This is a genomic window from Acinetobacter sp. GXMZU3951, from assembly GCF_054457875.1.
In genome coordinates this window covers 548,763-564,865 of the sequence record NZ_JBTLFO010000001.1, presented here as the reverse complement: position 1 = coordinate 564,865, position 16,103 = coordinate 548,763, and the positions used below count along the sequence as shown (strand labels likewise).

Sequence of the window (16,103 nt, the reverse complement as noted above, 5' to 3'; positions counted from 1 at the left end):
GATTGAGCTTTTTAGGCTTAGATCTCTATCTATCCGTACACGGCCCAAGTGCCAAAGGCGATCCCGACAAAACATTTCATGCTTCAAATATCTGAGCCAATCTAGAGCGATTGATGGCTTTACAGCGCAATTTGTCCCGATTGTTATGCTGTGACCAGAAATGAACGCGTAAAAAAAGACAACATCCTGTGCAGATGTTGTCTTATACCATCATTTTACTGTGGGATTTGTTCTAGTCCCTGATCCTCAATAATCTGTGTCGCTTGCGGGGATTTTACAAACTGAATTAATGCGTTGGCTGTCTTTTCGTGTTCCGAGTCTTTGCCAATTCCCGCAGAAAAAATCGTGACTTTTTGATAAGGCGCTGGAATTGCACCCACCAATTCAACTTGTCCATATTTGCCTGTAAAAGGCTTAATTTCACTGATTTGCTGGAATCCAATATCAAATTGTCCTTCGGCTATACGCTTGGCAACGCGATCACCGACCACTTTTTCTGCCTTGCTGGAAATAATTTTATATTCAACAGCAGGAAAGCTTGGGAAGACATTTTTTTCGAGGTGGGTGCCGCTTGCACTGGCTGAGTAACCAATATGTTTTGCATTTAACAAAACTTTTTCGAATTTCTCTGCAGAGCTAATATCCGGCTTTTTAGCCCCTTTGGGAATTGCCATCCCAATACTAGATTTCACTAAATCGCGTTGTGACGCTGGTTCTACATAGCCCTTTTCGGCCAGCTTACTCAATTCTGGAGCCGCAAGCACCACAACATCAAAACGCTCTCCACGATCCAGTCTATTTGGTATAGCGGTAGGTGATGCGCCCATAGACGAACCAGACGAGAGATGAATGGTATGACCTGTTTGTTGTTCAAAGATTGGAATGAGTTTTTCCATGGATGAATAAAACCCGCCAGAGCTAATCACTTCGAGTGTGTCTGCATGGCTCCATGTCGCGATTAAACTTGCGCTGGTGAAAATAAACGATTTTAAAATAGAGAATTTTTTCATGTAGTGCCTCATTTTTGCGTGCAAGAGAGCACAGCACGGACATTCAAGATTGTCCGTACTGTCTATTAAAACTAAAGATGGGGTGCTAGGAGATTAAGCGTTCAGTTTTGCGGGTTCAGTCACGGCATCTGACTTGTTTTGTTGAGAACCACGACAGAGATATAAGCTTGAGATCAGGCTACATACCGCGGCTAACATCAGCCAGAAAGCGGGGGTGCTGGCATTTCCTGTATTTTCCACAAGGAAAGTACATGCCATCGGTGTCATTCCGCCAAAAATAGCGGCTGCAAGGCTGAAAGCTAAAGAGAAACCAACGGTACGTACACGTTTTGGCATAACTTCGGCCAGTGTGGCCACCATGGTGCCGTTGTACATGCCAAAGAAGAAGGAGAAGTAAGCAAGCGTTATCAACAGGTTGGTGAAACTAATGTCATGCACTAACCAGTTTAAAACAGGATATGTGGTAAAGATGGCAAGTGTCGTGATCCCCACTAAAACTGGACGACGACCAATTTTGTCTGAAAGCAGACCACCCATAGGTAACCAGAAGAAATTGGATAGACCGACAAACACTGTGGCTAAAAGGCTATCGGTCACGGACATTTCGAGTGTCCGTTTTGCATACACCGTGGTGTAAACCGTAATAAAATAGAATGTGGTTGTGGTCATGGCACTCATCATCATGCCTGCAAGCACGATACGCCAGTTACTGACCAGTGTATTGAAAATCTCTTTTGATGTCGGATGTGTTTTCTGAGCTTTAAAATCCTCTGTTTCTTCCAAGGTTCGACGGAATAAAAAGATTAATGGAATAATTAAACAACCAATCAGAAATGGAATACGCCAACCCCATTCACCGACTTGGGCATTGGTTAATACCGTATTTAGCCAGTAACCCAGTGATGCCGCAAACACAACCGCAATTTGTTGGCTGCCAGATTGCCAACTGGTAATAAAGCCACGGTTCTTATCGGTTGAAATTTCCGCGAGATAAATAGAAACCCCGCCAGATTCAACACCGGCTGAAAAGCCTTGTAATAAACGTCCAATCACCACCAAAATTGGAGCAAGAATTCCTATGGTTTCATACCCTGGTACAAAGGTAATTAAGATGGTTCCAATCGCCATCAAGCTCAGGGTTACAATTAAACCTTTGCGGCGACCGACTTTATCGACATAGGCACCTAGAAAAATCGCGCCTAAAGGGCGCATCAGAAAGCCAGCAGCAAATACGGTAAATGTCATCATTAAAGAGACATATTCATTTTCGGAGTGAAAAAATTTTGCTGCAATATAAGTGGCATAGAAACCAAAAAGAAAAAAATCGTACTGCTCTAAAAAGTTGCCACTGGTTACATTTAATATTTTTTTAAAAGTGGCCGTACGATTATTCACGACATCCATTGGAGACCTCCTTGGCCTGACAAAACGGAAACATTCACATAAGTGCATCGCTAGGTCTTCGGGTTGAATGACGCAGACCCTAAAATCGCGAGTGGGGATAGACGGGACGCAATGATGTCCTTCATATCCCCTGTGAAGCCTTGTTTCCTATTCAAACTACATATCTATATTGCAATAAGCAGAAACCTGCTTAACCTGCATCGACAATGTAATCTTAAAAAGTCGGCATAGGAGAGAGGTAAAAGTTAATTGGGTATTTAATAAAATTAATGGTTGGTTATAAAATATTTTCCGCGCAAGGCCAGCTCTGATTTTGAATCAGCTCTCTCACACACGCCCGTATGGCCGATTTCGCGGCTAATGCAGCAGGAGATAATTCTTCTTCCGCGAGACTCACCAGATAATTTATACGCTCGATTTCTGGATCAACGACCTTTAGTAATTCTAATTTAGGCTGGTATTCTGGTAGGCAGGCACTGCCCGGTCGAACACTTGCCAGGTCGAGATGAACAAGACTATCCATGAGTAAATGTAGACCATCAATTTCATAGACCACATTTAGCTGTCCAATCTTGTTTTCTAAGAGTTTTCTTAAACTATGTCGCTGACGGGGCAATACTAAAGGAATATCCCCGATTTGTTTCGACTGGATGATGCCACTCTTGATGCACTCGGCAAGACCATATTGTTGCAGCACTTCTTTTCGAGCCATCAAATACATTTGCTCACGTACTAGCGGCTGTATTGACCACTGTTTATCAATTTCATTGGTAAAAATAATCGCAAGATCAAGCTGACGTGAATTGATGGCCTGAATTAGATTACCCGACAGCGTTTCCACAATTTCAAGCCGAATGTCGGGATAACGATCAGACATTAATTTCATGAAGGGTATTCCAAGCAACGCCATAATCGTCGGTGGAAAGCCGAGGCTGACGTGGCCTGAGAGTCGTGCAGAATGAGCTGCATCAACTGCAAAATTGATTTGTCTTAGAATTAACTGCGAGTGTTTTAAAAAAGCCAGACCCGCTGGAGTGGGGGTTACCCCAAAGGCATTCCGCTGTAATAAGCGAATAGACAGTTCCTGCTCGAGTTTACTAATTTGCTGGCTAATGGCTGAAGCACCAACATCCAGCTTTTGCGCGGCCTTTCCAATACTGCCAGCTTCTACCACCGTCAAAAAATATTTTATTTGCTTGATTTCCATAATGAATATATTCGCTAATCATCCTTGATTTATAGAGTTATGAAGGATTGGAAAATCGCTCATGAGGATTAATTTTAACAGCAATACAGAAAAGTATTGGGTAAAAGAATGCGTAGAAAATGGCATTTTTGAATAAAAAATAAACTTTGAGATGCAGTTTTTCTCATATCCATAGACCAGCCTCTAAGAACCATCAAATAACGGTGCAAAGGGCATCTTTATCTTATCTGTGGTTTGCATAGGATGATCAATAACCGCGAACGTAAATATTGTGGAAACTCGAGGCAGCTCTTAAGTGAGAGCTTTCCTTCAGATATTTGTGCTGAACTGGAATTTCTGTGGCATCCACAATGACCACATGCCAATCTATATCTTCACCTTTGGGTAATTTCTTCGATAAATTAAATAAATTGGACTGAATCAAACAGTCTGAAGCCTAACGGGCAACTCTTGATGCTGTGGATTTAGAGATTCCGTAATTTGTTGCAAAGTGAAATACGGTTTTTGTATCCGCGCCAATAGCTTAGACAGAGCAGAATTTGATCTTCCATGCTTAACTTGGATGGTCTACCTTTAGTTGCAACATGTTTTGTGAATTGCGCCACCATTACATAAAGGTTTGACTAGGAGATGCCCGTGTATCGCTTGAACGGAGGATCATGAAGCTTTTCTGAATTCATGTATTTGATTTACAGATCATGCATTAATCCTGCAAGACTTTTAGTTCATTTCATCAGAAAAAATAGAGTTTTGAGCCTTATGAAAGAAGTGCAAAATTAAATTTACATTTAAGCTGCTGCGACATAACATAACTGATAAGAATAAAAAAAGGTCTTTCTATGCAAGGGATTCACACAACAGCTAAGGTGGTTGGTGCTTTATGTAATTATGATTGCCAATACTGTTTTTATCTTGAGAAGGACGAGCTTATCGATTCTAAAAAATTGATGAGTAATGAGATACTAGAACAATACATAATTAATTATATATCAAGTCAGCAAACACCAACCGTCGAGTTTGCTTGGCATGGCGGTGAGCCCACATTAATTGGCCTAGAATTTTTTGAATTGGCTGTATCACTACAAAAAAAATATGCTGGCAACAAAGTAATCAAAAATACGTTACAAACAAACGGCTCTAAAATTACCGAAGAATGGTGTAAATTTTTCCGCGATAACAATTTTTTGGTTGGTCTTAGCCTTGATGGTCCAGAACATATCCAAGCAAAGTATCGAACCAAGCGTGGACGCAGCGCATTTAAGGAAACTTACAACGCACTGAAGTTGTTCCAAAACTTTGGGGTTGAATACAACGTGCTCGCCTGTGTAACTCATGATTACTGTGAACATGCTGAAGAAATCTATCAATTCTTCCGAGAAAACAATGTCAAACACCTGCAGTTTTCTCCTGTGGTTGAATTTTTACCTTCAGCCAAAGAAGCGCAGCGTGGACAATCTTTCAGCTCTGGCCTATTTTTAGTCGACATCACTGAGGGTAATCTTCAGCAACAGCCAACAGAATGGAGTGTGACTGCTCATGAGTACGGGCAATTTCTAATCAAAGTGTTTGATACTTGGATTAAAAAGGATGTCGGGGACATTTTTATTTCCAACTTCGAGCAAGCACTCACACAATATATCGGTAATCCTTCACCCAATTGCATTCATGCCAGTGAATGTGGTGCCTCATACGCAGTTGAGTCCAATGGTGATGTGTATTTCTGCGATCACGTTGCCTATCCAGAATCCAAAATGGGGAACATTACGCAAACCAAATTGATTGAGATTCATGAAAAATCGGATTTCCATTTACTATCTAAGAAAAAGCGCCTTTCTTCGCGCTGTAAGAGCTGTAAATTTTTAAAGCTATGTAATGGAGGGTGTCCAAAACAGCGCCATTTGACCGACAAAGGAGAATATGAAAATCTCCTGTGCGAGGGCTATTTCAGTTTCTTTAGCCACGTTGAGAAGTACTTGCATGCAATGACTTTGCTACTAAGTAATGGCTACCCAGCTAGCTATGTAATGCAAGCGTTAAACGGCCCTTTAATACTTAAGAAGAACAATCAGTAAAAGGTTAAAATTGATGAAGAAATTAACAAAATCTCTGGCGTTAACAAGTGCCATATTACCGTGTCTGACCTCCGCAGCAGAACCAAATCGCTTGCAACTGCCTATTCCAGATACCGAACCTAAAACTTACTCTCAGCTAGATGTGCGTGATGTAAAGCGTCCTGAGCAAAAAAACCCGTTGCGGCACCAGAGGGTGCGCCAAACGTGCTTGTCATCCTGCTTGATGATGTTGGCTATAGCCAATCGGCCTTGTTTGGTGGCGCGGTTGAAATGCCAACGCTGGATGCATTGGCAAAAAATGGTTTGATCTATAACCAGTTTCATACCACGGGCGTCAGCTCAGCAACGCGAACTGCGCTGCTCACTGGGCGTAACCATCATGAAAACAATATGGGCTCTATCGCGGAAACAGCAACGGCCTTCCCTGGTAATACGGGCGCTCGCCCAAATTATATTGGTGCTTTGCCGAAAGTCCTCAAGTACAACGGCTATAACACCGCCATGTTTGGTAAAAACCATGAAATTCCACCATGGCAGACTGGACCAGCGGGTGCTCAAGATGTATGGCCGACCCAAATTGGTTTTGAGAAATTTTATGGCTTCTTTGGAGGAGAAACAGATCAATTTCAACCAGTTTTGGTTGATGGCGTCACGCGTATCAAAACACCCCGCACCAAGGATTATCATTTCACCACGGACATGACCAATCAAACGATTAATTGGTTGAATTTAATGCACAGCTACAATGCTGATAAGCCATTCTTTGTATATTATGCGCCGGGGGCTGCTCATGCGCCACATCAGGCACCGAAAGAATGGATTAATAAATACAAAGGTAAGTTCAGCATGGGCTGGGACAAGCTCAGAGAACAAAGTTTTGAACGTCAGAAGAAAGCGGGCATCATTCCCGCGAATACTGTCCTAACGCCAATGCCGGAAAATGTGCCGCGCTGGAACAGCCTGACCGCTGACGAGAAAAAAGTGTTTGAGCGAGAAATGGAAGTTTATGCAGGCTACTTAGCGCATGCCGATCATGAAATTGGACGCATTGTCAACAGCTTGAAGAAGAATGGTACATTTGATAACACATTGATCTTCTACATCGTCGGTGATAATGGCGCCAGCGGTGAAGGTAATCGTAATGGTAGCTTCAATTCTCTAACGTTTTACAATGGCATAGAAGAAAGTCCGCAAACCGTGCTGAAAAATATTGATGAACTTGGTGGTGAAAACAGCTTTGGTCATTATGCTGCTGGCTGGGCGATTGCTGGCTCAACGCCGTTCAAGTGGATGAAGGGCATGGCCTCTGATTTTGGGGGGACTCAGAACGCCATGGTGGTGAGCTGGCCTAAAGGCATAACGACCAATGACAAGACCATTCGCCAGCAGTGGCAACATGTCATTGATATTGTACCAACGGTACTCGATGCTGCGCATTTACCACAACCAACCTCGGTTGATGGCGTGAAGCAATCTCCAATCTTAGGCGTGAGTTTCTTGGATAGCTTTAATAATGCTCAAGCGAAGAGTACGCACAGTACCCAATACTTCGAGGTGGGTGGCAACCGAGGTATCTATCATGATGGTTGGTTTGCTCGAGCCAACCATTTTGCTCTCTGGGAAGACAACAAGCCATTTAATACCTTGCAAAATGATAAATGGGAACTTTATGACATAACTAAAGACTTCTCCTTAGCTAAGGACCTTGCTGCTTCAAATCCAGAGAAGTTGAAAGAAATGAAAGCAATGTTTGATAAAGAGGCGCAAAAGAACCATGTGTATCCTATTGATGACCGAACCCTTGAACGCATGAATGCTGAAATTGCGGGCCGTCCGGATGCCATGTTTGGTAAAAAATCGCTGACGCTCTATTCGGGTGCAGTGGGTATTCCAGAAAATTCGTTCTTAAATATCAAGAACAAGTCTTTCGACATCGTGGCTAAGGTCTCAACGACTGATGCACAGAACACCAATGGTGTAGTGATTGCTCAAGGTAGTAATTTTGCAGGTTGGACTTTGTTCATTAAAAACGGTACACCTACGTTTGAGTACAACTGGCTAGAAGATACTATAGTCACAAGTTCAGAAGCGCTGAAACAAGGCAATAATGAAATTACCGTTAAGTTCCGCTACGATGAGAATGGAGTCGGTGGTAAAGGTAATGCCCAAGGTCAAGGTAAGGGTGGTAATGCTTATCTTTACCTGAATGGCAAGCTTGTTGCTAAAAAGCTGATTCCTAATACTGTCGCACAACTGTTCTCACTTGACGATGGTGTGGCGGTTGGTGAAGACGAAGGTGGTGGCGTTAGCAAGGTCTACCAAGCACCGTTTAATTTCAATCAAAGAATTGAAAGCGTAACAACGACCATCATCGATTAATCCAACTTATCCATAAGTAGGTTAAATTAGTAAAAAGGGCTGTGATAGATTATCACAGCCCTTTTCTCTCATCTGATAATGGCTTTGTTGCACAAACCGATCTCTAAATACTTATTCCAAAATGCTTTGTTGCACAAAGATTTAATATTAAGGTTCACCTAAGTTATCTAAATTTAAGATACAACTCGGGTATGAGGTCTGCCTAAATCCTTAAATTTATTGAGTACTTGAACAGCATTGCTGCGCAAGGGGCGTGAATCTCATTCACTTGGCTTTGAAAGTTTCTCGCACTAAGTTTATCTCTCAATAATTTGATGCAATACATCTTGGTTTCAACCAAACTTTGGCAATGATAGCCTGACCAGTTTTTCCATATCGTTTTGTCTTGAATCATATAATTTATTATTGATATTAAAAAAGGCTGCGAATGGCAGCCTTTTCATTAAGTCGTCTATGACAACTTATGTGTCGCGTGACGGTGATATAATTACCAGCTTAACGCACCACCTGTTTGGTAGTCTGTTACGCGAGTTTCAAAGAAGTTCTTCTCTTTACGTAAATCCATCATTTCTGACATCCACTGGAATGGATTATTCACACCAGCAAATTGTTCAGGTAAGCCCAGCTGGCTTAAACGACGGTTACAGATAAATTTCAAGTATTCTTCCATCATACCTGCATTCATACCCAATACACCGCGTGGCATCGTGTCACGTGCATATTCGATTTCGAGCATCGTACCTTCAAGAATCATCTGGATGATTTCTTCTTGGAATTCAGCCGTCCAAAGATGCGGGTTTTCAATCTTGATTTGGTTAATCATGTCGATACCAAAGTTCAAGTGCATAGATTCATCACGCAAGATGTATTGGAATTGCTCGGCAACACCGTTCATCTTGTTACGACGACCCATCGATAAGATTTGACTGAAACCACAGTAGAAGAAGATGCCTTCAAGTACACAGTAGAATGCGATCAAGTTGCGAAGCAAAATTTGGTCGTTTTCAGGTGTACCTGTTTGGAAGGTTGGGTCACTCAATGATTGCGTATACTTTAAGCCCCAAGCCGCTTTACGCGCGACTGATGGAACTTCACGGTACATGTTGAAGACTTCGCCTTCATCCATACCTAAAGATTCAATACAGTATTGGTAAGCGTGGGTGTGAATCGCTTCTTCAAAGGCTTGACGCAAAATGTACTGACGGCATTCAGGGTTGGTAATGTGGCGGTAAATCGCCAAGACCAAATTGTTTGCAACCAATGAGTCTGCAGTCGAGAAGAAACCTAAAGAACGCATCACAATGGTACGCTCATCTTCAGTTAAGCCATTTTCAGACTTCCAAAGTGCGATGTCATGGTTCATGTTCACTTCTTGCGGCATCCAGTGGTTGGCACAACCATCTAGATACTTCTGCCAAGCCCATTCGTATTTGAACGGTACCAGTTGGTTCAAGTCCGCACGACAGTTAATCATAGCTTTGTCGTCAACTTGTACACGTTGAGCACCCATCTCAAGCTCTTCAAGACCAGGCGCAACGTCCAAGGTTTCTAGAGCGTTAGATGCTCTTGCCAACGGATCGGCTGGATCTGTTGATCGCACTGAACGGGTTCCAGCGGATTGTGGAGCTGCCACATTCTTCTGTGGTTGCTCTGCATTAGATACCAACGGCGCAGCAGGCGCTTTTTGCGGTTCGACGGGCGCAGACTTGTGCTCAGGTGCAGCCGGTTTTTGCGAATCATCTTCTAAATCGTCCCAACTTAGGATAGACATATCAATTCTCTCTTCGTTGCTTTATATCTTTTATGAAGACATCTCAACCAAGAAGATGTCCTACTATACGCTCAATTTGTGTAAGCAAAATTAAGTTTTGTCGATAAATGCTCTAATTTTGTTCGGTAGAGCAAGTGTCCCCACTACTTATTTTGCTTACGCTGCTGATGGCGAATGGCTACAAATGCGTAGACCATTGGCACGTAAAAGAAAACAAAGGAAAAGACCAAAACCGCGAGTCCTAACATGTAGTTATGAGTCATATGGAGCATGGTCTTTTCCTTTTAAATTTCTTGCAAACTTCTTAATCTCCCTAAATCCCTCTTTAAAAAAGAGGGACTAGCATCCCGCCATTTGCTACGAGGATTCTCCCTCCTTTAAGGAGGGGTTAGGGGAGGTTATTACTGACAAGCCTCACAATCTGGATTGTCAATTGAACATGCCATTGGCACTGGTGCCGCTTGTTCAAAACCTTCATCTTCGACCACAGGTGCTGCAACTGGTTTTTCTTCCGCTACTGCTGCAACAGGCGCTGCGACTGTAGTGGCCTTAACCGCATTCAATGCACCCGTGTTAATGGTTGATTTCTCAGCCGATGTTGCACCTAATGCACGGAGGTAATAAGTGGTTTTTAAACCGCGTAACCATGCCATCTTATAGGTGATGTCAAGTTTCTTACCATTTGCGCCAGCAATGTAAAGGTTTAGCGATTGCGCTTGGTCAATCCATTTTTGACGACGTGAAGCCGCATCTACAATCCAGCGTGGCTCAACTTCAAATGCAGTCGCAAAAATTGCTTTAAGCTCTTCTGGAATGCGTGAAATCTTCTGTACAGAACCTTCGAAGTGTTTCAAGTCATTCACCATGACTGAATCCCAAAGACCACGTTCTTTTAACGCACGTACCAAGTACGGGTTAATCACAGTGAATTCACCAGAAAGGTTAGATTTCACATACAAGTTTTGGAAAGTTGGCTCAATCGATTGAGATACGCCACAAATATTCGAGATAGTTGCTGTTGGAGCAATCGCCATCACGTTTGAGTTACGCATACCATCTTTTTGTACTTTTGCACGTAAAGAATCCCAATCTAAACGTTGTGTACGATCAACTTCGAACATACGCTCAGGACGTGATTGTGCAACTTTGTTTAAAGAGTCGATTGGAAGAATACCTTGATCCCACAATGAACCCTTGAAGGTCGAGTAAGCGCCACGTTCAACCGCTAAGTCGCTAGACGTTTGGATTGCATAGTAGCTAATCACTTCCATTGATTCATCAGCAAAGTCTACCGCTGCATCTGAACCATACGCCATGCCCATTTCATATAAAGCATCTTGGAAGCCCATGATACCCATACCGACAGGACGGTGTTTCAAGTTCGAGTTTTTCGCTTGTGGCACTGCGTAGTAGTTAATGTCGATCACGTTATCGAGCATACGTACGGCTGTTTTAATGGTGCGAGCCAATTTCTCACGATCCAATACACCGCCTTGCACGTGTTGAACAAGGTTGATTGAACCCAAGTTACATACTGCAATTTCGTCTTTATTGGTGTTCAGCGTAATTTCAGTACATAAGTTCGACGAGTGCACTACACCTACGTGTTGCTGTGGTGAACGTAAGTTACATACGTCTTTGAATGTGATCCACGGGTGACCTGTTTCAAACAACATTGACAGCATTTTGCGCCATAAGTCTTTAGCACGTACTTTTTTGTGTAGCATGTTATTTTCTTTTGCTACAGCTTCGTAGTGTGCATAACGCTCAGCAAACTCTACACCCATCAAGTCGTGTAGGTCAGGAGTTTCAGATGGTGTGAATAGTGTCCATTCAGCATCTTCAAACACACGTTGCATGAACAAGTCTGGCACCCAGTTCGCTGTGTTCATGTCATGCGTACGACGACGGTCATCACCTGTGTTTTTACGCAGCTCTAGGAATTCTTCAATGTCCAAGTGCCAAGTTTCAAGGTAGGCACATACCGCACCTTTACGCTTACCACCTTGGTTAACTGCAACAGCGGTATCGTTTGCCACTTTCAGGAACGGTACAACACCTTGTGATTTACCGTTGGTGCCTTTGATGTAAGAGTTCAAAGCACGTACTGGTGTCCAGTCATTACCTAAACCACCTGCCCATTTAGACAACATCGCGTTATCACGCATTGCGCCATAAATGTCGAACAGGTCATCATCAATGGTGGTTAAATAACAGCTTGATAATTGTGGGCGTAAAGTCCCTGAGTTAAACAACGTCGGGGTAGACGCCATGTAATCGAAGCTTGAAAGTAAGTTGTAGAACTCAATTGCACGTTCTTCACGGTTTTCTTCGTTCAGTGCTAGACCCATCGAAACACGCATGAAGAACAATTGTGGAAGTTCGAAGCGAATACCATTTGAATGGATGAAGTAACGGTCAAATAAAGTTTGTAGACCTAAGTAGGTAAACTGGTTTGAACGTTCTGGTTGAATCGCAGCAGCTAACTTCGCAAGGTCAAAGTCAAGCAAGTCCGCAGAAAGCAATTCTAACTCAACACCTTTTTTCAAGAATGCTTCAAGTGCATCGCTTTCTAAAGTGTCCGTAGAAAGACCTAAGAATTCTAAACCAGTCGCAACCAAGTCATCACGCAATAAACGTGCAGTCACATAAGTATAGTTAGGTTCTTGTTCAATACGGGTACGTGTCGCCATCATCATGGTGGTTGAGATGTCTGACTCTTTTACACCGTTATAAAGGTTTTTCACAGTTTCATCGATAATCGCTTGCGCATCGATGCCTTCTAAACCTTCAGCCGCTTTTGTTACTTTCGCTTGGAGCGCACTTAAGTCTAGTGGCTTTAATTGACCGTCTTGTGCAGTAATTTGTAATGTCGGGTGATGGTGTGCACCTGTTTGCTGACGAGCAGACGCACGCTGTTCACGATAGATCACATAGGCACGCGCAACTTTCTGTTCGCCAGTACGCATGAGTGCCAATTCCACTTGGTCTTGGATTTCTTCAATATGAATAGTACCGCCTGAAGGTAAACGACGGTTAAAGGTGTTCATGACCATTTCAGTTAGTTGTGAAATGCGATCATGAATACGGCTAGAGTCAGCACTTTGCTGTCCTTCTACCGCTAAAAATGCTTTACCAATTGCGACAGAAATTTTTTCGGCATCAAAAGCAGCAACATCACCAGTTCGTTTAATCACCTGAAGTTGACCAGGGGTGGATGTGATTACGCTCATGTCAGCATAGCTCCATTGTCATCTATTGTTATGTTTATGGACCATTTGAACTGGGCAAAAAGTGTGCCACAGTGTTTGAGGAATAAACACAAGACTTAGTGGTTTAAGATTGAATTGAACACAAGATACGGGAAAATTGAGGGTAGATCAATATTGACATTTTACTAAAAATTTTTCTGATTCATGTCAAAAAAAGATTGCTCAAAATTCCTTGTTTTTGTCTTTCTAGTTTAAGCCTTATTAGACAAGGGCATAGCATAGCAAAGCTAGATTTATCTGCTTATAGATAAACTTGTGGATAAGTAAAAAAGAATGCAATTGATCAGTCAGAATCTGATCAATGGTCTGATTTGCTTAATAAAACATCATTTTGTAACAGCAAGTGGGCGAGTGGGTTGTAAAAATTACAATCTTAAAAAGCCAATTAATTCAATGATTAAAAAATATTACAAAAAGCTACGTAGATGTATCAGTTTGGTGAATGGCATCTTGTTTACAATGTAAACGTGTGTATATTGCAAAATTATATTACGTCGTATCTGTCGGATTTTTAAAAGATACGCTTCATGCTATTGAAGGGGCAATTTATGAGCCAAGAAGAAAAGTTACCGAAAATTTTAATTGTAGAAGATGATGAGCGTTTAGCGCGTTTAACCCAGGAATATTTAATCCGTAATGGATTGGAAGTGGGTGTAGAACCAGATGGTAATCGTGCGATTCGTCGTATTATTGCAGAGCAACCCGACTTGGTGGTGTTGGATGTAATGTTGCCGGGTGCTGATGGTTTAACCATTTGTCGTGAAGTACGTCCTCATTATCATCAACCAATTTTAATGTTAACGGCTCGTACCGAAGATATGGATCAAGTGCTTGGCTTAGAAATGGGGGCAGATGACTATGTGGCGAAACCTGTTCAGCCACGTGTTTTATTAGCGCGTATCCGTGCTTTATTGCGCCGCACCGACAAAGCGCCTGAAGATGAAGTGGCTCAACGTATCGAGTTTGATGATCTTGTCATCGATAATGGTGGACGTTCTGTAACGCTAAATGGCGAATTGGTGGACTTCACCAGTGCAGAATATGACTTACTGTGGTTGTTAGCGTCAAATGCAGGTCGTATTTTATCGCGTGAAGATATTTTTGAACGTCTGCGTGGCATTGAATATGATGGTCAAGACCGTTCAATTGACGTGCGTATTTCGCGTATTCGTCCAAAAATTGGCGATGATCCTGAGAATCCTAAACGTATTAAGACTGTGCGCAGTAAAGGTTATCTTTTTGTTAAAGAAACCAATGGAATGTAATTCCCTTTTGAATGATTAACACAGGACATTTTCGTGTTTAAACACAGTATATTCTTGCGGATCTATGCAGGTCTGGTTGTGCTGGTCGCAATCGTGGCGCTGTTTGGTTATCTCTTGGTGCAAATCATTAACTATCAGCGTGCGCAAGAATATCGTGAGTCACTCACGGATGGGCTGTCTTTTATCATTAGTGAAGGCATCGCTCGCCAGCAAACGGTGCAGCAAAAAGTCGACTGGATTTCGGATGCTTCAGATTTACTGGAACTGCCCATTTACTATGTCGATGCCAATAAGGTTGATCTGTCTCGCGCAGAGGAAAAACGGATTAGCCAGCGTAAAGCAGCAGTACGTTATGATGCGCAAAACTCAATTGCCTATATCATTATTGGTCTAAAAAACGACACCAACCATTATCTCTATGTCAAAGTCGATAAGATTGGTGAGCGTCAAATGAAAGCTTTGCCGATCTTTATTCTGGACTATCTGGTGTATTACCCAGGTCAGGAAAAAGAATATTTGGCAAAAATTCAGAAGCATTTCTCCTATCCAATCGAAATTGAAAAAGTACAAAATCTGCCGTTAGATTCTGAACAAATCGGACGTTTAAGGTTAGATCATAGCATTATCTTGTATCGAGACAGCGCGACAGTACGCGGCACGACGATTTCTATTGTTTCCCCGATACCAAGTTCACCAACAGAAGTGCTGGTTTTAGGTCCAGTGCCTTTATTTAACTGGATGCCATTTCAGTTGGCGGCTGGAATTACCTTGCTCAGTCTGTTTGTGTTGAGTTTAGGGGTTTATGGCCTGATTCTACCGATGCAGCGTAAGATTCGCGAAGTGAATTATGCTTTAAACCGTATGAAGTCAGGCGACTTGAGTCTGCGCTTACCAGTCGATGGTACTGATGAGATGGCGAGTCTGGCATCTAGCTACAACAGTATGTCGGATCATATTCAACGCCTTATTGAAGCGCAGCGAGAGCTGATGCGGGCGGTTTCGCATGAGCTGCGCACACCGGTCGCACGGATACGCTTTGGCATGGAAATGTTGGCGGAAGAAGATGATTATGATTACCGCCTACAACAGGTCGAGATGATTGATAAAGATATTGAGGCCTTGAATACCTTGATTGATGAAATTATGACCTATGCCAAGTTGGAGCAGGGCACACCTTCACTGGATTTTGAGAAAATTGTTTTAGCAGAAGTGTTGGAGCAAGTCGCCACCGAGACCGAAGCCCTAAAAACGCAAAAAGAGATTATTGTGCAAGCTCCATTACCCAATCTTGTGGTGGATGCGGAACGACGTTACTTGCATCGTGTGGTACAGAATCTGGTTGGAAATGCGGTGCGCTATTGTGATCATAAAGTCATTATTAGTGGCGGAATCAATCAGGCTGGTATGGCTTATGTTTGTGTGGAAGATGATGGTCCGGGTATTCCAGAAGAAGATCGCAAGCGTATTTTTGAAGCCTTTGCTCGTTTAGATGATAGCCGTACCCGTGCTTCAGGTGGTTATGGTTTGGGACTTTCAATTGTCAGTCGTATCGCCTATTGGTTTGGTGGTCGTATTGAGGTGGATGCCAGTCCAAATTTGAAGGGGGCGCGCTTTACCATGAGCTGGCCTGCCAAGCGCTTTGCTAAAACAGGAAAGAAGAAGGTAGGGGTCAAAGAAAGTTTAGACAGCTAAGCCAAATCAATTTAGATGTGTTGTAAAGATA

The 16,103-nt window shown here is 42.6% G+C and carries 10 protein-coding genes and 1 pseudogene; 4 read left to right on the top strand and 7 right to left on the bottom strand.

Features of this window, described 5'->3' with window-relative positions; all coding sequences use genetic code 11:
• Positions 1–215: 215 nt before the first annotated feature.
• The 3 genes from ACX17N_RS02620 to ACX17N_RS02610 all read right to left on the bottom strand — a co-directional run bounded on the left by ACX17N_RS02620 (position 216) and on the right by ACX17N_RS02610 (position 3,621).
• Positions 216–1,010 (bottom strand): substrate-binding domain-containing protein, encoded by a 795-nt coding sequence (locus ACX17N_RS02620; protein ID WP_458891003.1) that lies wholly within the window; start codon positions 1,008–1,010, stop codon positions 216–218.
• A gap of 93 nt (positions 1,011–1,103) precedes the next feature.
• The gene (gene tcuC, locus ACX17N_RS02615) at positions 1,104–2,414 is read right to left on the bottom strand and encodes a tricarballylate/proton symporter TcuC (RefSeq protein ID WP_458891002.1); all 1,311 of its coding nucleotides are present in this window, start codon (positions 2,412–2,414) and stop codon (positions 1,104–1,106) included.
• Positions 2,415–2,691: 277 nt separating this feature from the next.
• On the bottom strand, positions 2,692–3,621 hold the full coding sequence (locus ACX17N_RS02610) for a LysR family transcriptional regulator (protein WP_458891001.1): 930 nt from the start codon (positions 3,619–3,621) through the stop codon (positions 2,692–2,694).
• An 839-nt stretch (positions 3,622–4,460) separates the two neighbouring features.
• Between ACX17N_RS02610 and ACX17N_RS02605 the strand changes: the two genes are divergently transcribed.
• Together ACX17N_RS02605 and ACX17N_RS02600 are read left to right on the top strand one after the other, a co-directional pair.
• Complete coding sequence (locus tag ACX17N_RS02605; protein ID WP_458891000.1) at positions 4,461–5,693, top strand: anaerobic sulfatase maturase; 1,233 nt, start codon at positions 4,461–4,463, stop codon at positions 5,691–5,693.
• A 204-nt stretch (positions 5,694–5,897) separates the two neighbouring features.
• The gene (locus ACX17N_RS02600) at positions 5,898–8,072 is read left to right on the top strand and encodes an arylsulfatase (protein WP_458890999.1); all 2,175 of its coding nucleotides are present in this window, start codon (positions 5,898–5,900) and stop codon (positions 8,070–8,072) included.
• A 173-nt stretch (positions 8,073–8,245) separates the two neighbouring features.
• Here the strand turns inward: ACX17N_RS02600 and ACX17N_RS02595 are convergent.
• The 4 genes and pseudogenes from ACX17N_RS02595 to ACX17N_RS02580 form a co-directional block, all read right to left on the bottom strand.
• Positions 8,246–8,454 (bottom strand): annotated as a pseudogene (locus tag ACX17N_RS02595) (IS5/IS1182 family transposase); the annotation flags it as partial.
• Between the two features lie 105 nt (positions 8,455–8,559).
• Positions 8,560–9,843: a ribonucleotide-diphosphate reductase subunit beta gene (locus tag ACX17N_RS02590; protein WP_458890998.1), complete on the bottom strand. Its 1,284-nt coding sequence runs from the start codon at positions 9,841–9,843 to the stop codon at positions 8,560–8,562.
• A gap of 143 nt (positions 9,844–9,986) precedes the next feature.
• Positions 9,987–10,115, bottom strand: coding sequence for a preprotein translocase subunit YajC (locus ACX17N_RS02585; protein WP_458890997.1), 129 nt, complete (start codon positions 10,113–10,115; stop codon positions 9,987–9,989).
• Between the two features lie 129 nt (positions 10,116–10,244).
• Positions 10,245–13,076: a ribonucleoside-diphosphate reductase subunit alpha gene (locus ACX17N_RS02580; protein ID WP_458890996.1), complete on the bottom strand. Its 2,832-nt coding sequence runs from the start codon at positions 13,074–13,076 to the stop codon at positions 10,245–10,247.
• Positions 13,077–13,663: 587 nt separating this feature from the next.
• On the opposite strand from ACX17N_RS02580, the gene bfmR reads away from it, so the two are divergent.
• Both bfmR and bfmS read left to right on the top strand, forming a co-directional pair.
• Positions 13,664–14,380: a response regulator transcription factor BfmR gene (gene bfmR / locus ACX17N_RS02575; RefSeq protein ID WP_016166031.1), complete on the top strand. Its 717-nt coding sequence runs from the start codon at positions 13,664–13,666 to the stop codon at positions 14,378–14,380.
• A gap of 33 nt (positions 14,381–14,413) precedes the next feature.
• Complete coding sequence (gene bfmS, locus ACX17N_RS02570) at positions 14,414–16,072, top strand: sensor histidine kinase BfmS (RefSeq protein ID WP_458890995.1); 1,659 nt, start codon at positions 14,414–14,416, stop codon at positions 16,070–16,072.
• Positions 16,073–16,103 lie beyond the last annotated feature (31 nt).